The 17,608-nt window shown below is 64.0% G+C and carries 16 protein-coding genes; 6 read left to right on the top strand and 10 right to left on the bottom strand.

Going from position 1 to position 17,608, the window contains the following annotated elements; translation table 11 throughout:
* Positions 1-351: 351 nt before the first annotated feature.
* The 3 genes from DSCA_RS12095 to DSCA_RS12085 all read left to right on the top strand — a co-directional run bounded on the left by DSCA_RS12095 (position 352) and on the right by DSCA_RS12085 (position 2,943).
* Complete coding sequence (locus tag DSCA_RS12095; protein ID WP_155316677.1) at positions 352-1,014, top strand: hypothetical protein; 663 nt, start codon at positions 352-354, stop codon at positions 1,012-1,014.
* A gap of 85 nt (positions 1,015-1,099) precedes the next feature.
* Positions 1,100-1,948: an FRG domain-containing protein gene (locus DSCA_RS12090; RefSeq protein WP_155316676.1), complete on the top strand. Its 849-nt coding sequence runs from the start codon at positions 1,100-1,102 to the stop codon at positions 1,946-1,948.
* Complete coding sequence (locus tag DSCA_RS12085; protein ID WP_155316675.1) at positions 1,945-2,943, top strand: YhdH/YhfP family quinone oxidoreductase; 999 nt, start codon at positions 1,945-1,947, stop codon at positions 2,941-2,943. Before DSCA_RS12090 ends, DSCA_RS12085 begins: the two co-directional genes overlap by 4 nt.
* Before the next feature lie 6 nt (positions 2,944-2,949).
* On the opposite strand, the gene DSCA_RS12080 is transcribed toward DSCA_RS12085, so the two are convergent.
* From DSCA_RS12080 to DSCA_RS12040, 9 genes are all read right to left on the bottom strand, one after another.
* Positions 2,950-3,954, bottom strand: coding sequence for a VWA domain-containing protein (locus DSCA_RS12080; protein WP_155316674.1), 1,005 nt, complete (start codon positions 3,952-3,954; stop codon positions 2,950-2,952).
* A 9-nt stretch (positions 3,955-3,963) separates the two neighbouring features.
* A complete protein-coding gene (locus tag DSCA_RS12075; protein ID WP_155316673.1) occupies positions 3,964-5,055 on the bottom strand; it encodes a VWA domain-containing protein in 1,092 nt (363 codons plus the stop codon).
* Positions 5,056-5,255: 200 nt separating this feature from the next.
* On the bottom strand, positions 5,256-6,668 hold the full coding sequence (locus DSCA_RS12070; protein WP_155316672.1) for an FHA domain-containing protein: 1,413 nt from the start codon (positions 6,666-6,668) through the stop codon (positions 5,256-5,258).
* Positions 6,669-7,478 (bottom strand): MotA/TolQ/ExbB proton channel family protein, encoded by an 810-nt coding sequence (locus tag DSCA_RS12065; RefSeq protein ID WP_155316671.1) that lies wholly within the window; start codon positions 7,476-7,478, stop codon positions 6,669-6,671.
* A 52-nt stretch (positions 7,479-7,530) separates the two neighbouring features.
* Positions 7,531-7,902: a hypothetical protein gene (locus DSCA_RS12060; RefSeq protein ID WP_155316670.1), complete on the bottom strand. Its 372-nt coding sequence runs from the start codon at positions 7,900-7,902 to the stop codon at positions 7,531-7,533.
* Positions 7,903-7,950: 48 nt separating this feature from the next.
* Positions 7,951-10,089: a PEGA domain-containing protein gene (locus DSCA_RS12055; protein ID WP_155316669.1), complete on the bottom strand. Its 2,139-nt coding sequence runs from the start codon at positions 10,087-10,089 to the stop codon at positions 7,951-7,953.
* Positions 10,073-11,242: a tetratricopeptide repeat protein gene (locus DSCA_RS12050; RefSeq protein WP_155316668.1), complete on the bottom strand. Its 1,170-nt coding sequence runs from the start codon at positions 11,240-11,242 to the stop codon at positions 10,073-10,075. The genes DSCA_RS12055 and DSCA_RS12050 overlap by 17 nt, the downstream gene beginning before the upstream one ends.
* 41 nt (positions 11,243-11,283) lie before the next feature.
* Positions 11,284-12,510, bottom strand: a complete 1,227-nt coding sequence (locus tag DSCA_RS12045; protein ID WP_155316667.1) for a hypothetical protein — start codon at positions 12,508-12,510, stop codon at positions 11,284-11,286.
* Positions 12,511-12,520: 10 nt separating this feature from the next.
* Positions 12,521-13,483, bottom strand: a complete 963-nt coding sequence (locus DSCA_RS12040) for a hypothetical protein (protein ID WP_155316666.1) — start codon at positions 13,481-13,483, stop codon at positions 12,521-12,523.
* A 282-nt stretch (positions 13,484-13,765) separates the two neighbouring features.
* Between DSCA_RS12040 and DSCA_RS12035 the strand changes: the two genes are divergently transcribed.
* Positions 13,766-14,062 (top strand): antibiotic biosynthesis monooxygenase family protein, encoded by a 297-nt coding sequence (locus tag DSCA_RS12035; RefSeq protein WP_155316665.1) that lies wholly within the window; start codon positions 13,766-13,768, stop codon positions 14,060-14,062.
* Positions 14,063-14,293: 231 nt separating this feature from the next.
* Here DSCA_RS12035 and DSCA_RS12030 read toward each other — a convergent pair whose 3' ends face one another.
* Positions 14,294-14,656 carry a SpoIIAA family protein gene (locus DSCA_RS12030; RefSeq protein WP_167527739.1) on the bottom strand — a complete coding sequence of 121 codons (363 nt, stop codon included), beginning with the start codon at positions 14,654-14,656 and terminating at the stop codon, positions 14,294-14,296.
* A gap of 165 nt (positions 14,657-14,821) precedes the next feature.
* Between DSCA_RS12030 and DSCA_RS12025 the strand changes: the two genes are divergently transcribed.
* Together DSCA_RS12025 and DSCA_RS12020 are read left to right on the top strand one after the other, a co-directional pair.
* Positions 14,822-15,889: an LOG family protein gene (locus DSCA_RS12025; RefSeq protein WP_231716459.1), complete on the top strand. Its 1,068-nt coding sequence runs from the start codon at positions 14,822-14,824 to the stop codon at positions 15,887-15,889.
* 78 nt (positions 15,890-15,967) lie between these two features.
* Positions 15,968-17,497, top strand: coding sequence for an SDR family oxidoreductase (locus tag DSCA_RS12020; protein ID WP_155316663.1), 1,530 nt, complete (start codon positions 15,968-15,970; stop codon positions 17,495-17,497).
* The last annotated feature ends 111 nt before the right edge of the window (positions 17,498-17,608 follow it).

The raw sequence follows: 17,608 nt of genomic DNA, 5'->3' as shown, positions 1-17,608 counted from the left end.
GGGTGGTGACCGGAACGCTGGCAACCGCCCGGCCAGGCGCGGTGCGTCAACGATCGAATCAAGCGCCGATTGCCCGCCCCGGCAGGCCGGCGGCCGGAACCGGCGATTTGACGACGTGCCCGCCCGCCTGTGCAAGCATTGCGGCCGCAACCGGTTAGCGCCCCGCCGGGGTCGTTTCCCCTTTTTTCCGAAGGCCGTGCTCTCTGCCAATTCCTGCCCGCAGCCCTGAGATGCTGCAATCGTTTGACGGCAGCCCGCCTTTGCACTATTTTAACCGGAAGACCCGTAATCGTTCCCGACGACCGTTCGAAAACCATCTTACAACCTGTTGGACGACGGAGCCATTGAACCGTGGCACTGCCCGCTACCCATATCCGGTTTGCCCTGTCGGTCGCCAACGGCCTGCCTGCGGAGCAGATGGGCGCCTATCTTTCCGGCACCCTCTACCCGGACAGCCGCTGGCTTACCGGCGTCCACCGCAGGAAGACCCATGCGCGCCGTTTTCTCGATCCGGCTTTTCCATCGGATGCCTTCACCCTGGGCTGGCACGTCCACTGTGTGTGTGACCGCATTCAACGCACCCTGTTTGACCGGCTGCTGGGCGGCCCCGCCCAGCTGGATGCGGATGCCCGCTGGATACGGGCTTCAGCGGCTAAGGTGATTCAGGACATGCAGGATGCGGCCGCCGCCGAACTGGATGAACGGCTGCCCCTGCTCGTCCATGCGCAAACGCCCAACAGCGAATCCAAAGATCGGGTGACCGCCTATCTCGATCTGGTCCGCCGGGCATACCGGGGCCAGACCCGGCCCGCCTGGCCGGTTTATGCACGATTGTGGGGCGATGTCGGCCTGGACCGGCTGAAAATTACCGCCATCGAAAAACAGGTGCTTCAATTTTTGGCCGATCGACCGATGGCAACGCGGATCAAGACCGCCTTCGGACGCATGGCGGCCGCCTGGGAATCGGGTTGGCAGGCGCCGGGTGACGAAGGGACAAGCGGAGGCAACGCATGAAACCTGAAACGGGCTGCCGTCCGGGCGGGAACCCTGTCGAATTGCCGGCAGGGGAAATCGACGTGCACGGGTACGGGTGCTGAGTATGGCAGACGCGTGCGGACACGGCAACGATATCCGGGTACAGAGCTGGTGTGAGCTGTGCGAGTGCCTGTACCAGAATTCCTGGCAGGATGCCCTGATGCGGTTTCGTTCCAATTACGCCTTCCGGGGGCTGTCGGACGAAACCTATGACCTGAAAACCAGTTTTACCCGGCGCTGCCGCGACTACGCGCACCTGGAGTACCACCTGCTGCGCAATTTCAGCAAGTATGCCGAAGTGCCCTGGACCGGCGATCATGCCTCGGCCTGGCGCTGGCTCACCGTGGCCCAGCACCACGGCCTGCCCACCCGTCTGCTGGACTGGACCTATTCTCCGTTTGTGGCCGCTCATTTCGCCACGGCGGACACGGACCGGTTCCACCGCGACGGGGTCATCTGGTTCGCCGACTACGTGAAGATCAACCAGATGCTGCCCAGCCCCCTGTCCGAAGAACTGGTGCACCATGGCGCCCACGCCTTTACCCTTGAAATGCTGGAACACGCCCTGGGCGACATCAAGGCCTTCGACGCCCTGGGGGAGGACCTGGTGCTTTTTTTCGAACCGCCGTCCATCGATGCGCGAATCGTCAACCAGTTTGCCTTTTCTTCAGTCATGTCCAGGCCCACTGCGCAACTGGACCGGTGGCTGGTGGATCATCCGGAGCTATACGGCCGGATCATCATCCCCAAGGAACTCAAGTGGGAAATCCGTGACAAGCTGGACCAGGCCAACATCACTGAACGGACCCTGTTCCCCGGGCTGGATGGGCTGGCATCGTGGCTCAAGCGACAGTATACCCCCCGGTCCAGAGCGTTCAATCCATCGATTATCAAAAGGAGAAATGAACCATGACAGTTGACGCCTTCAACGCATTGGTGGTGACCGCCGGTGAGGAAAAGACCTACCACCGCCGGATTCAACGGCGGACACGCGACGATCTTCCCGGTGGAGATGTGCTCATCCGGGTGCACTATTCCTCCCTGAACTACAAGGACGCCTTGTCGGCCATCGGCAACAAGGGCGTGACCCGCAACTACCCCCACACGCCGGGTATCGATGCCGCCGGGACGGTTGCCGACAGCCGGGTCGATGCATTCAAAAAGGGGGATCCGGTGCTGGTGACCGGCTACGACCTGGGCATGAACACGTCGGGCGGTTTCGGCCAGTACGTGCGGGTGCCGGCCGACTGGGTGGTGCCGCTGCCCGGCGCCATTTCCCTGAAAGAGAGCATGATTTACGGCACGGCCGGATTCACCGCCGGCATGGGCGTCCTTTTTTTGACCGAACGGCTGAAGCCCGAAGACGGGCCGGTGCTGGTCACCGGCGCCACGGGCGGGGTGGGCAGCGTGGCCGTGGCCGTGCTGGCCGGACTGGGGTACACCGTGGCGGCCGTGACCGGCAAACCGTCAGGGAAGGCATTTCTCGAAGGGATCGGTGCGTCCCGGATTGTCGACCGGGCCGAAGCGGCCGATACCAGCGGCCGTCCCCTGCTCAAATCCCAGTGGGCCGGGGTGGTGGACACGGTGGGCGGGGAGATCCTGGCCACGGCCATCAAATCCACCCATCCCTGGGGCACCGTTACCTGCTGCGGCAACGTGGCCTCGCCGGACCTGCCCCTGACCGTCTTTCCCTTCATCCTGCGCGGGGTCCGGCTGATCGGCATCGACTCGCAGAACTGCCCCATGGATGTCCGGCTAAAGGTGTGGGAGAATCTGGCCGGCGCGTGGAAAATCGACGGGCTGGAAAAAATTTCAACCGAGATCTCCCTCGACGGACTCAGTGACCATATCGACCTGATTCTCAAGGGGCAGCAGAAAGGGCGGGTGGTGGTCAACCTGGGGGCATGACCCGCTTCAGGGCCGCGTGCCGTTCAATCCCACGAAGGTGCCGCCATTGCGCCGGCACAGAATGCGCATCAGGGTGGCGAACCGCTGGCCGGTATTTCCCGGCTGGCTGGTTTTTTCCATCACCACCGGGAACCCCACGGCGTGGATCCGGACCCGGCGGCCGCCGTGGCTGTCGGCGCCGTTGATGCGGTCGATGGCGTCCACTATCGGCTGGACGCGGCTGCCGCTGAACTCATCCCCGAAGACATACAGGCTGATTTTCTTGTCGGCGGCGTAAAAGGTATTGATCGCCGCGGTAATTCCCTCCACCGGACTGCTGTTGCTGAAGGCGCGCCAGGTGCCCAGGCCGGAAACAATCGCCCGGCGGCGTGCCGGGGAGTCGGGAATCCAGCGGCCCCGGTACTGGGGGAACAGGTAGCGTCCCATATCGTTCATGACCTGAATGCCCCTGACCCTGGGGTACACCTGAAGGGTTTCGCGCATTTTCTGCTGGACCAGGCCCCAGGCGTTGGCCTGCATGCTTCCGGAGGTGTCGATGATGAAAATGATATACTCGCTGTCCACGGGGATGCCGCCCACCGGGCTGTCGGCCCGGGGGGGCGGGGCCCCTTTGAGCAGGCGCCGCATCTCGTCGGTCAGTTCCTGACGCGCGCGCGCCAGCCTCCCCTGGATGATGTTCTGCACGCGGGCATCGTCCCTGGCGGCCGCAAAAGCCCCCTGCAGGTCGGACAGGTCGCCCTGCAGCCGTGACAGGCGCTTTTCTTCCGCGGACAACTGCGCGACCCGGGTGGTCATCTCGCGATCGAGGCTGCGGGCCTTGCCCCGGACGTCGGCCAGTTCCTTCTCCATGCGCCGGATCCGGGACGAAAACGCCTCGGTCAGTTCCCCGAGAACCACCGGCTCGGCGAATTTGGACAGTACGAACAGGAGGATAATGGCGCCGAACCCGCAGCAGATGCAGTCCAGGAATGACAGGCTGAATATGTCGATATTTCTTTTTCCGGTTTTCATGGCATCCGTTCAGGGCCAGTCCCTGGAAGGGCTGAAGAAGGATCCGTTGGATTGTTTCGCCAGACGCCAGAAGGCATCGGCCGCCAGCGGGTCGCCTTCCATGGGGAACAAAATGATGTTGACCGGCACGCCGGCCGGCAGCTGCGCGACGGCTTCGTTGAACAGCTTGCGCCGTTTCCGGCTGGATACCCGCTTGACCCGCGGTTTCCGGGCGCCCATGGTCGGCAGGCCGTCGGTAAGCAAAAAGACGTTGTCGGGCGGCGGTTTCAGTTCCGCCGCCGCCCGGAAGGCGTTCAGCAGGCTGGTGCCCTTGCCGGGAACGACCTTGCGCATTTGCGTCACCGTCCGGTTCAACGATTCGAGATCCCCGGCATCCAGCCATGCCTTTCGGTTTCCCCCGATCAGCGGCCGGGCGTTTTCGTTGAAGGTATAAACCTGGAAGCGGCTGGCCGGCGGCAGGCGGGCGGTCAGCCAGTCCACTGTGGCCACGGCATGACGCCATTTGTCGGATCTGAGCTTGTCCCCGTCCTCCAGGTTGCGCCGCCGGATGACGTCGACGATCGATTCGGCCAGCATGCTGGCCGAGGCGTCGGCGAGGATCAGGATCCGCTGCCCGCCCATTTTCAGGCCGGTGAGGTAGTGGCGGTCTCCCTGGCCCGGAAATGTCCGCAGACGGTCACCGGGCGTGTCCCGCGCATCGGCCCCCGCCCTGAGGCGCCGCAGTTCCTCCTCGATCGCTTTTAACTCCGATTTGAGCTTGTCGGCCTGTTGCCGGGCGGCAAGGGTCTGCCGGTCTTCATCCGCCAGTTCGATGTTGCGGGCCTCGATCGTATCGCGGACCTGCCGCGACAGGCCCCGGGTCTTTGTCACCCGGGCCTCGATGTCGGTCATCGCCTTGCGGGCGTCCGCCAGGTCGGCCCGGTCCCGGACGAGTGCGGTCTCGAGCCGGTTCACCTCGGCGCGCAGGCCGGCGGTGACGGTATCCCGGCGGGCCGCGCTTTTGGCGTTGACCACCACGAACAAAAGGATGATGGCGCCCAGGCCGCAGCAGATGCAGTCGATGAATGAGAGACTGAAAACGTTCAGGCGTCTACGCCGCATAGCAGTTTACCAGAGCCTCGATTCCGGCTGACCCGTTTTCACCGATCCCGGCTTCTGAGGAAACGTTAATCAAAACGGGGTCGTTTTTCGCAGGAGCGGCTTCCAGCCGCAATGCAATGGGACGATCGCGGCTGGAAGCCGCTCCTGCGCCATTTCGGTTCCTTTCGGATACCCGGCCGCGCAGGACCTGAAAAAGATTTTTACGAAACCGTCAATGGTGTTCCGCGCCCATCGGCTGGCAGGCATCGGATCAACCGGAGGGGGGCGCCCTGTTCTCCGACCGCGACCGTCTGACCGATCGACAGGGTGGTCCGTTCGGTCACCGGCACCCCGTCCACATGGGTTCCTTGCTCGCTGCAGGGGTCGAGGAAAACCCGTCCGCCCTCACGGTAGATCGAACAATGCCTGGCGGAAACATGGCTGCCGGCCAGGCGGATGGCCCCGTTGCCCCGCCCGGGTGAACTGCCGATGACCAGCGGATCCGGGCCGATGGGATAAGCCGTGTTCTCGACCAGCAGGTGCGTCGGCCGGGTTCCGCCGCCGGTGTCCCTGTTTTCGGCGGCCGGGTGTTGAACAACGGGCCGCCGGGTGTGGCGGGATGGCCCGCGGTCGGCGTTTTGCGCCGCCATCGCCGGCCAGCAGCCGGCGGCGCCCAGCGCTGCGGCACCGAAAGCGAGTTCCTCGGCAGGGTACGGGGAGAAGGGGGCCAGCAGCGCCTTCAGTCCCGGCAGACCGCAGGCCCGTCGGGACAGCTGGAAGGCCAGGGGCCGGCCGGCAAGCCGGTTCCTTTCGATCAGCGATGCGACCATGTCCGAAATCCGGGCATACACCTCACCGGCCGCTTCGACCATGCCCCGCCGCTGCAGCGGCATGTGATAGCTGCTCCCGCCTTTTTCGGTTTCAAACCGCACCGTCTGATGATCCGTGAGCGCTGCCATCAGAGACGGCAGCTGTTCGTAGACCGACTGCTCCGATGCCGCACTGTGGAACAGGTCAAATCGGGTGGCCTGCAGGAATTCCCGGGCGGCGGTCTTGGCCCAGATCCGGTAGAGGCGCTCCAGACCGGCATCCGGAACGGATGCGGTATCCCGTTGGGCCAGTTCGCCGCTGGCCCTGAGATAGGTGGCCTCGCAGCGATGAAGGTGCAGATCGATGTGGATGATCTCCCCGGCGGCGGGGCTGACCGCCGTCAGGGCGATGGGAACAAACCCCCGTACGTCCATCTTCAGTTCACCGGCTATCCCCAGCAGCAGGCCCAGGTTGTCGCGACGGTAATGGCCCGGCACGCAGAAAACGACCCCGTCCCCCGCCGATTCCAGTGCCGACCAGATCCGTTTTAAATGTTCATAGGCCAGTTCGGCATGGCTGGCGGCCGTAAATCCACTCTGTCGCAGCGGTTCCGTGTTCAGCCGGTCCCAGAATCGGCTGATGGTCTGCTGGGGGAACCGGCGCGCCTGCAGGGCGGCGGTGCGGCCCACCATCAGCCGGCGGCCGTCCTGGAGGGCGAATCCCGGACTCGTCCGGCCCGGGCCGTCCAATTTCAGTATCCCGGCGGGCGCCCCCCCGGCGGCGATGATACCGGCATCACTCAGTTCCAGGTATACCGGTGCCATTCAGGACGCTCCCGAGTGAAGATGCCGGGTCAGGTTTTCTTCGCAATAGGCCTCGGCCTCGAGGACATAGCGCTCCTGAAGCAGCTGCAGCTGGTGAAGCATGAACATCAGAACAATGCTGATCAGCAGGGCGATCAGGGTTGAATTGAAGGCCACGCCCAGACTGCGGGTGACACCGAAGATATTGCCTTCGATGGCCTGATGGGCCTGGCCCAGGGCGTCTCCGATGCCCCGAACCGTGCCGATGAAGCCGATGGAGGGAATGGCCCAGGCCACATAGCGGATCATGGACAGCTCGGACTCGAGGCGTTCGCTTTCCGCCGTGCAGTAAGCGCGCGTCGCATCGGCGACATCCTGGATGTTGCTCGTGGCGGTAAATCGCTGAAGGCCGGCCAGGAGCGCACGGGGCAGCAGGGCGCTGCGCTGCTGCTGCGGCAGCCCTTCGATGCGGCGTGAGACGTCCCGGGTGTCTTCGGGAAGAATCCTTACCCCCTCGGGCAGGAGGATGAGGTCCCGGTCGAGGAGGGATCGGTCCCGGAGGGTCGCCAGGGCCTTGAAGGCCATGATGGCCAGGGCCCAGAACATGAGAATGAAACAGGCCTCCTGTTCATAATCCCGGACCATCACGAACAGGGACCGTTCGACGATGGTGGTGGCGTCCGTTTGAACGCTCAGGGCCTGGCGGGCAAGCACCGCGTCCGCCGAAGGACGGATAAAACCGACATAGGCGGCGTGGACAATGATCACGATCAGTGCCAGCGAGATGACCTGGTAGGCGAATTCCGTGGATATGCTGTTTCTTTTTCGCATCACCCTTCCCGTTCATCAATAACATCCAGTTTTTTTTGCGTCGGCGCCTGACCTATATGTCGTATGGAAAATCAACGCCCTGGTCGGCCTCGATTTCTTCCGTTGGCCTGAATTCCTCCAGACGGTCGGGTTCCGACTCTGCCGGCGAGGTTTTCGAATCGGATTCCGGATCCTTCCGGGCTTCCGGTGCGGCGTCCTCCAGTGGCCCCGATGCGGACATCCCGGCATCGTCCACCCGGGCAAACAGGACGCACCACCTGCAGGGGGGGGCTCCGTCCAACCCCGTCACGCCAGGGGAGGCGGTCCAGTCCATGGCCACGCCGGGAAAGGCGGCGGTCATGCACACCGAGAGGACAGCCGTGCACATAGCTGCCCGCGTCAAGGCCTTTTCCAGTTTTCCGGCCATGCGCATCCACAAGGACATCAGACACCCACCTGCTGCCATCGATCGGGTTTCCCGGTCACGGGCCGCCTACCGCGCATAGCGGCACACGCGAAAACCCAGGTCATCCCGTCGGTCGTCACTGTAGTCGCGGAAGGCCGACCGCAGTTCACTGATGCCGGCGTGTTTAAAGCTCGAGCCGCGGACGATGTGGTGCCGGCCCTCGGCGGGACCGGTGGGATCCACATGGCGCTTTCCGGCGTGGCCGCTGATTATCGAATAATAATCGTGGCACCATTCCGCCACGTTTCCGGCCAAGTCGAACAGACCCTGGGGGCTGGCCGTGAACTGCCCGGTGGGCGCGGTGGCCGGATAGCCATCATTGTACCCGCTGAGGGGCACCGGGAGCAAGTCCCGGGCGGACCGGTCGGCGAAATTGCCTGCACCCGCGGGGGGCGGAAACCCTTTTCCCCACGGGTACCTGGCGGTGGCGCGATTGTTCCTGAAACGCGCACAATACTCCCACTCCGCCTCGGTCGGCAGCCGGTAGCCGGTGCCCATCGGCTTGACGGCGACAACCCCGCCGGCGGTTTTTTCATAGACCGGGGGGAGGGATTCCCGGGCGCTCAGCCAGTTGCAAAAAAGAGCGGCCTGCTGCCAGGTCACCCGGACCACCGGTTGCCCGCTGCCGTTCAAGGTCTTGGTTTTAAATGCGCCCGAACGGTGCCTGGATTGAAATTGCCTGAACTGGGCATTGGACACCTCCCTGACCCCCATGTAAAAGGGCCGGCTGAGTTCGATTTCCCTGAGGGTCTCGTTGGAGCGGCGGCCCTGCTGGCGCCGTGATGACCCCATGGTAAAGGCCTTCGGCCGGATCAGTCGCAGGGTGTATCCGCCGGCCGCGGTGATGCTTTCGCCGGGGACTGCCGTGGCGGTCTCTTTCTTTTTCAGTGCAATCCGGATTTCCTGGTCGAAGCCCGGCCGCGGAGTGATGCGTGTGCGATGGGTCTGGTAACCCGGTTTGCTGATTTCAATCCGGTGTTCGACGGCCGGCATGCGCATGCTGGCCGGCAGGCTGCCCATGTTCCGGCCGTTGACCGCCAGCTCGGCGTCAGGCGGCTGGACCGTGAAACGGACGGTTCCCAGCCTGGCGTCGAGCGTGACCGACAGGTGTTGTTCCGCCCCGGGGTCGAGCGTCACCCGGCGCGTGGCCGTCTGGTATCCGGTCTTGGATATCTTCAGGGTGTGGGCGGCGCCTGGCGCCAGGGCGATGGTCAGCGGCGTGAGCCCGGCATACCGGGCTCCGGCCATCACGGTGGCGCCGGTCGGTGTACTGGTTACGGCCAGGCTGCCGTCCGCCGGCTGAAGGACAACGTCCTCGATGGACAGGGGCTGATCGGCCCGGACGGCCAGCCGTGTCCGCCAGGTCCGGTACCCGGCCAGGCGAAGCGCCACCTCATAGGTCCCTGCCGTCAGTTCCATGCGCAAGGGGGTCCGGCCCATCTCCCGGTCGTCCACGGCGACCGTCGCCCCGGCCGGCATCGAGTCGACGGTGACCGCCGACCAGTCGGGGACGAGGACCGCCCGGTGGGTTTGCCGCACATCGCAGCCTTCGATGGTGATGTCGGCGGAATAGTCCTGATGCCGATCCGCACGGATGCGTATCCGTCGACTTCCGGCCGGCAGGTCCAGGGCATCGAAGGCGCCGGCCGTCACGGCCACGTCGTCGACATATACCCTCAACCCGGTCAGGGCGGTCGCCGTCTCGCCCTTGGTCCGGATTTCCAGCGCCAGTCGGCCGTTCAGCCGGGCCATGGCCGCCTGAACCGTCTGCGTCCGGGCGGTGGTGACGGTGAATGCGTGTCTCAGCGGCCGGTAGCATGGCTTTTTCGCATACAGGGTGTAACGGCCGGGGCGCATCAGGCGGCTGTCGCCGGCCCCGGGCGCTGTGATCCCGCCGTCAATCCTGATCTGCTCAGGCTGCGGGGTGATGTCCAGGGCGACCCGCCGCGCGGTGAACACGAACCATGTCCCGGCGACGAGAAAGATCAGCAGGGTCCCGGCGGTGGCGGTGAGCAGCCATTTCAGCACCGCGGCCCGGCCCGGGCGCCGCGGCCTTGAAGCCGGGCGGAAGGGAATCGGTTCGATCGTTTCGGCCGACTCGGATCTGGATTCTATTTCCGAAGGCATGGCACGGGGATCCTGGTCATGGTCAATGGATTTTTTCATTGCAGACCACCCGGACGGTCAGGGGGCCTGCACCGGGTTTGGCCGTAACGCTCAGCCTGACATCACGGTATCCGTCGCGGACACCGACCACCGTGTACGCCCCCGGGCGAAGGTGCAGGTCATGGGCTTCAAAGCGGCCCAGGCGGCCCACCCGGTAAACCGCCACGTCGGTCCGGTTGTCCGAGGTGATGGTCACGCGGACGGGGGTCTGCGCCGCCGTGACGAGCTGATCCAGTTCATTCAGGCTGGCCGCCAGGGCGGGGTCGCGGGGGGCCACCTGCCCGGCATCCAGAAGAAGCTGGACGGCATTTTCCAGATGCCGGTCGTTGAACAGGGTTTCGGGCTGCGTCAGGTAAAAGTCGATCCGCCGGGCGATGGTGATGCGGTCCATGGTCCGTTGCCGGCCCCGCAGGGCAAAGCCGACGTTGGGATCGATGGTCAACGCCGCCAGGTACAGGTCGCGGGCCTTTTGCCATTGTAGGTCGCGTTCGGCGGCCGTTGCCAGTCGCTGGAGCCGATCCAGCTGCGCCAGTTTCAGCGCCTGGTCGGCCTGGTGCAGGGCCTCCCGGACCGCATCCGAGCCGGGGTCGACGGATGCGGCCTCGAGCAGCAGATCGTGCGCCTGACGGTGTTGCCCGCCATGCAGCGCCGTCAGTCCCCGGGACAACAGGTCCCGAAATCGTTTGCGGGACGGGGCCGGCGGTTCGCCGGCTTTGTCGGCCGCCCTCTCGGTCACCGGCCCCGGCCTGGGCGCCCGGAACGCTGTTTCGTCGTCGGAAACCGGGTCGGCGGGTGTTTCGCTCATTTCCACCGCGGGCTCAGTTGGGGCCGGTGGGGTCGACGGCTCCGGTTCGCCGGAAACGCCTGGCGGCGGCGTGGCCTCCAGATTCGCTGCGGCAGTTGTTTCAGGCGCCGGGAGGGGCGGGCTGGCGGGCTGCGAAACGACCGGCCGGTGATGCAGATGGTGCATTAGCCATCCGCCGGCCGCGAAGAGCAGGGCCAGCAGGCCGGCCAGCGCCCAGGCGCGCAGCTTTGGGTGACGTGCAGCCGATTTTCGTTTTTCACTTTCGTGGGCGGGTTTGAACGCGATCGAATGAACCGGTTCCACGGCGGGGTGCTGCGGACCGTCGCCGGTGGGTGCGACAGGTTGCATCGGTTCAGGTGGCGTCGGGTCATTCATCGCACGGGTCGGTTTCAATCGATGGCATCGTCTTTCGTTTGATCGGCAAGGGGTGCCGGGGCGAAACCGGTTTCGGCATAGTAAATTCTGCGCAGGAGGTCGCGCCATTCCCGGAACTGTTCTTCGGCCGAACCGGTCAGTTCGACCTGCCGGCCCTGAAATTCCATGACAATCGGTTTCATTTCACCGGCAAAGGACTCGCTCAGTTCCTTGAGCGCCGACGCGTGGATCCGGGTCTGTTTGGAAATGTTGAACCCGTCGACGATGACCTGCCCGCCGACCACGGCCATCCCCACCTGGAGCGGCCCGGTGTAGTCGACATCACCGGCCGCCAGGGCGATCGCGCCGACCATCATCAGGATGCCGGCCACCTGACGCATGGCCGCTTCCTTTTTGATCTTCTGCATGGCCTCGCGTTCGGCCAGGCTCATTTTGCGCCATTCTTCGTAGGATGCCCACATGTCGTTGTAGAGCCCGTCGTAATATTGGTTCAGCGTATCCACATACATATCCTCCCGCCCCCTGATCTGGAGCAGGCGGTCCATCATGGGGTCGTCGGCGGCCGGCAGACGGCTGACCGTCATCCGGTTTTTGCCGTCCGCAGCCAGGTATCCGCTGAAGGGTTCCGGGGCCAATGCTTCGGCGAACTTCAGACGCGAAACGGTGCGGATCGTCCGTGCCTCGCCGGGAGACAGCGTGACCCTGAATCGCGCGATGTCGTTGGCGATGGCATTATACAGGTCCTGGTAGGCGTCTTTCCGGCCGGGGAGGGTGTCCCTGTAAGAGTATTCACTTGCCTGGGCACTGTAGGTTTTATTGAGCCAGACCCTGCCGGTGGCATCGGTGGCCTCGATCTTCACGGTCAGATGCTCGCCGCTCGATTCCAGGATGTGGCCTTTGACGATCAGGTCCACGGAACCATCCGAGGTGGGGAGAACGCTGATGGCCCCCCACTGGCTGCTCCGGTGCAGCGTGTTCTTCAGGTGGCAGGCCATAAAATGGGATTCAACCGTTCGGATATCCGGGTTGGTTCCCTGGTCTTCAGCCTCCTGTTCGGTCATTTCATCCGAGGTGAACGGCACGATGCCCACATCCAGCAACTGCTCCCGGGGAATTTCCTCCTCGGCCTGGATGATGGGGGTCGGGCCGATTTTCTGATACGGGCCCGACGCGCACGCGGCCAGGAACGATGAGATGGCTGCCAGTGACAGCAGAAGTGGTCCCCATCGCCGGTTCATCATGAAACCGCCCTCATGCCCCGCCCCGCTTGTATGCGTCGTATTCCTTCCATAATTTTTCCTTCAGCACGGGATCGGTTTCCTGCTCGGCAGCCTCCCTCAGCTGCCGGGCGACGATGTCGTCGTCGCCGCCGTCACGGCGCCCGGTCGGTGTCTGCCGGTCGCCCTCGATCCCTTCGGCGTCTCCGCCCCCGGGTGTCGCGGTCTTACCGGAATCCGACGCTCGGCCGGGTGCATTGGCAGCGGTTGGGGATGACGTCTTTCCGGGCATCGCTGCGGATGCCTCCCGCTGACCCGATGGGCTGGATTCGGATTCCGTTTGCGAACCGGACGCCTCGATATCGATTCCCTTTTCCTTCAGCCGTTCGGCAGCGTCGGCAGCCGCTTGGGCCAGGGCGTCGACCCTCGGTGAGGATCGCTCGCGGATCCGTTCCATTTCCTCCAGGAGCAGTTCGTCAAATTCCGCCAGGGAGGCGTTCAATTCCCGGTCCAGGGCGGCCACTTCGTCGGTCACCGTCGTTTCCGGAATCGGGGCGTCGATCATCTGCCCGGCTTGCAGCGCCTGCGTCGATGATGCCGGCTGTACGCCTTCCAGACGCAGGGTTTCCAACTGCTGCACCAGTCGCCGGTTTTCGGCCACCATGGCCCGCACGTGCTCCAGATACGCTTCGTAGTCGGTGATGACGTCGGCAGGTGCCCGCCCGGTTTGCTTGAGCTCCTCCAGTCCGGCGGCTGTCCGGGCTTCCAGCGCCGTGTTGCGCTCGAGGTCGCGATGCGCCGCCGACAGCGTGTCAACCATGGCATCGGGCGGGCCGGCATAAACCCTTGCAGGCGCCAGGCCGGTTCCCACAGCCAGTGGAAGCGACAGGGCAACCACCATCGTCATCTGCCATACCAGGGCGCGTCCGGAAGACCTTACCCATCCGGAGTTGGCCTGACCCGGCCTTACAATGGGGCGGTGACGAAGATCGGTCATTGAATTAACAAACTGAAATCAATTAAAAATTTTATAAAGAAAGCCTGAATAATGTAAGGTTTTCGCCCAATCGTGTCAAGCGGCAAGAAGCGCAATATCCGTTTGACAATCCGGCCATATCGTCTTTTAATGAATCAGAGCACCGTTTCCGCCGGCTGCCACCCTGTTGTTTTTCCATCCGCACGGTTCCTCCATTTTCTTTCCGACTGCCGGCTGGCCGATCGTTGACATCCCGCAGGGGTGTTGGTCCACATCTGTACCCCACTTGAAAAGGAGGTTGCCATGAGCGTCAAGGTTCTGATCACCCGTACGGTTCCAGGAGACAAGGGCAGGGAAATGCTTCAGCTGTTCAGGGAGATGCGCTCCCTGGCCACGGCTCAACCCGGGTATATCTCCGGCGAAACCATGAAGAGCAACGACCGGCCGGATGTCTTCCTGGTCATCAGCACCTGGGAGTCCGCTTCGGACTGGGAAGCGTGGCTGCTGAGCAAGGACCGGCAGGCGATCCAGGAGAAGATCGATGCGCTGCTCGGCGGGCACACCCACTTTGAAATGTTTCACTACCGCCTGAGGGATTGATGGCGGGCAGCCCGTATGGCCGGCACCCGGTGTCCACCTTGATGCGTAACGTGCGGCCGGGCCCCGGCGCCAGCCGGCCGTGCCGCCGAGCGGTGACGACGGATCGCCTGGCGGTTCCGGTGGCCGCCGACGTCCGCCCGATGGCCGTCCCTGCCGGACGTCCTCCCGGCCATCCATCCAAACCGGATGGTCATGCCGGATGATCAGGGCCTCCCCGAGGATCCGTTCGTCTCAGTTGCCTTGAATCCACCGGGTGACCGCCCTGACCTGCGTCATTTCAAAAAATTGCATGCGGATACCGCTGAACAGGCTGAAAATGCCCACCCAGGAGTCCTTCCAGAACCGGTCGCACACGACAGCCACCCGGTCGATGGCATGGTCATACAGCCTTAAAAACCGCAAGTCGTCGTAGAAATCCTCGGCACTGTTAAAAGAGGGGTAGTGCCGCATCACCAGCACCAGCCGGACAGTCCCCAGGGCTGCTGTGGCCCGGTCCATATCCTCGCAGATGGCCTTGAATCGGGCTTTCCGGATCTCCTCGCGGACCTCCAGGGTCAGCACGTTTCCCGCGGCCTTGAATTCGGACAATTGCATGGTCACCCTCCCTTGCGAACCCTTAACATAATCATTTTCCAGCCGGTTTGAACCGTAACGGACGCGCGGTCGCATGCGGTGCCGATTCCACCTCCTGCTTGCTAATTGTGGAAAAACGGTTACACTATCGTTTTCACAGCCATTATCGGGAAAGGAATGACGGACATGGCGGACAACCTCGAAATCGAACCATCGACACCCGTGGAACTGCACTTCACCCGGACCAACGGACCGGTTGACGATTCCATCGACCGGCTGATGACGGAAGCGGGCGGCATCGTCAACACGGATATCGTGCGTGAAATCATTCTGGCCGGCCTGAAGGCCGGCCAGGAGAACGGCGGCCGTGCCGACCTGAAGCTGATGAATGCCTCCCTGAAGGAGATGCGTTTTACCGCCAAAGTTTTCGGACCCTATCGAACCGTGCGCAAGGTGACCGTATTCGGCTCGGCCCGGACCCCGCCGGATGCGCCCCTGTACCAGATGGCGAAAACCCTGGGGAAGCGGCTGGCCGAGGCCGGATTCATGGTGATCACCGGCGGCGGGCCAGGGATCATGCAGGCGGCCAACGAGGGGGCCGGCCCGGAGCATTCGTTCGGCGTCAACATCCGGCTGCCCTTCGAGCAGAAACCCAACCCCGTGCTGGTCGGGAATCCTCGCCATATCTCCTACAAGTACTTTTTCAACCGTAAGGTGGCATTCCTGAAGGAGGCTGATGCAGTGGTGCTTTTCCCCGGCGGATTCGGCACCCTGGATGAGGCCATGGAGTCCATTACCCTGCTGCAGACCGGCAAACGCTATCCGCTGCCCCTGATTTTTATGGACGAACCCGGGGGAACCTACTGGGAGCGGCTGTGTCATTTTCTGGAAAAGGAATTGTCCGGCCAGGGGTACATCTCCCACGACGACTTTCAACTCATGGAAACGATGTACCGGGCAGATGACGTCGTTGCCCGGATCCATCATTTTTACTCCCGGTATCACAGCCTGCGATACGTGGGCGGTCAGCTGGTGATCCGCATGCTGACCCCCCTGGACCAGGATCATGTGGACACGCTCAAAAACGCCTATGGGGATATTCTGACCCCCGGCGGCGACATGCGCCTTTCCGGCCCTTTTGACGAGGAGATGGACGAACCGGAGCTTGCCGGCCTGCCCCGGCTGGTTGTGGATTTCAACAAGCGGGCGTTCGGCCGGCTCAGGCAGATGGTGGATGCCATCAACGACTTTTAGCCGCGGGCGGCACCGATGTAAGCCGGTCGCTGCCATCCACGCCAATCATTGACGCTTTTTCCGGCTTTCCGGTGCTTCATGAAACCATCAACCCCACCCATTCTGGTTACCGGCGGCACCGGTTATGTCGGCGGACGGCTCATCCCGCGCCTGCTGGCCGGGGGTCACCGGGTGCGCGCCATGGCCCGCTCCCCGGAACGGCTGCGGTGCCGGCCCTGGGGCAGCCATGAGCGCCTGGAGATTGTCCCCGGCGATGCTCTGGACTGCGACGCCTTCGTCAGTGCCGCCAGCGGCTGCGGCACGGCCTACTACCTGATCCACTCCATGAACGCCCACAAGGGACGCTTTGCCGATGCGGACCGCACCGCGGCCCGTCACATGGTCGCGGCGGCCCGGGACAACCGCCTGTCCCGTATCATCTACCTGGGGGGATTGGGAGAGGCGGGTCACGAAGGCCTGAGCCGCCATCTCAAATCGCGCCACGAGGTCGAGCGGATCCTTCGGGCAGGCCCCGTGCCCGTGACCATCCTCAGGGCGGCCATGATCCTGGGATCGGGAAGCGCCTCCTTCGAGATGCTGCGCTACCTGGTGGACCGCCTGCCGGTGATGATTACGCCCCGGTGGGTCCGGACGCCCTGCCAGCCCATCGCCATCGGCAACGTGCTGGATTACCTCCAGGGGTGTCTGGCGGCGCCCGAAACCGTCGGCGGGACCTTCGATATCGGCGGTCCGGATATCCTGAGCTATCGGGACCTTATTCAGATCTATGCCCGCGAAGCGGGCCTTCGGCGGCGGCTCATCATTCCCGTGCCGGTGCTGACGCCCTGGCTGAGCGCCCGCTGGGTTCACCTGGTGACCCCGGTACCGGCCGCCATCGCCCAGCCCCTGGCCGAAGGGTTGAGCATTCCGGTGGTTTGCCGGGACCATCGCATCCGGGAACTGGTGCCGGTGGCGGTCATGGATACCCGACAGACCGTTCGGACAGCGCTGGAACGCATCCGCCAGGAAGAGGTGGATACCTGCTGGTTCGACGGCGGCGGCAGCCTGCCGCCCGAGTGGACCACCTGCGGGGATGCCGATTATGCGGGTGGTACGGTGCTGGGCGGCGCTCACCGCATTGTCCTGGAAGGCGACACCCAAAGGGTCTGGTCCACGGTGCAGGCCATCGGCGGCGCCAACGGCTGGTACTTTGCCCAGGGCCTCTGGTGGTTGCGGGGGGTCATGGATCGGCTTGTCGGCGGTCCCGGCCTGCGGCGGGGACGGCGTCATCCTGAAAGCCTGCGGGTAGGCGACGGCCTGGATTTCTGGCGGGTGGTTGCCCTGGATCCGCCCCATCGCCTGCTGCTGCTGGCGGAAATGAAGACGCCGGGCGACGCCCTGCTGGAGTTTGTCATCGCGCCGCAAGGCCCGGGCAGGGTGGAATTGAAGATGATTTCCCGATTTTTGCCCCGGGGCCTGGCCGGCATCCTGTACTGGTACGTGCTGTTGCCCACCCACCGATGGCTTTTCGAGGGCATGCTGCGGGCGGTTGCCTCAAAGACCGGCCTGGCGGTTCACAGCGGCCCCGAAACCGCCGGGATGTCGTCGGCCCCCGAATGCCGTTTGTAATACGACGGCGCCGGATTCTGTCGCCGTCAACGCTTCACTGGCAGCAGATGACGGGCGGCCGCGGCAAGCGTCGATACGGCCCCTGATCGAAGAGCGGTTCGTCCGGCCGCC

The organism is Desulfosarcina alkanivorans (assembly GCF_009688945.1).
In the GTDB taxonomy this organism is placed as follows: Bacteria; Desulfobacterota; Desulfobacteria; order Desulfobacterales; family Desulfosarcinaceae; genus Desulfosarcina; species Desulfosarcina alkanivorans.
The sequence above is the reverse complement of the archived record's forward strand: the minus strand, read 5'-3'. Positions and strand labels throughout refer to the sequence as shown.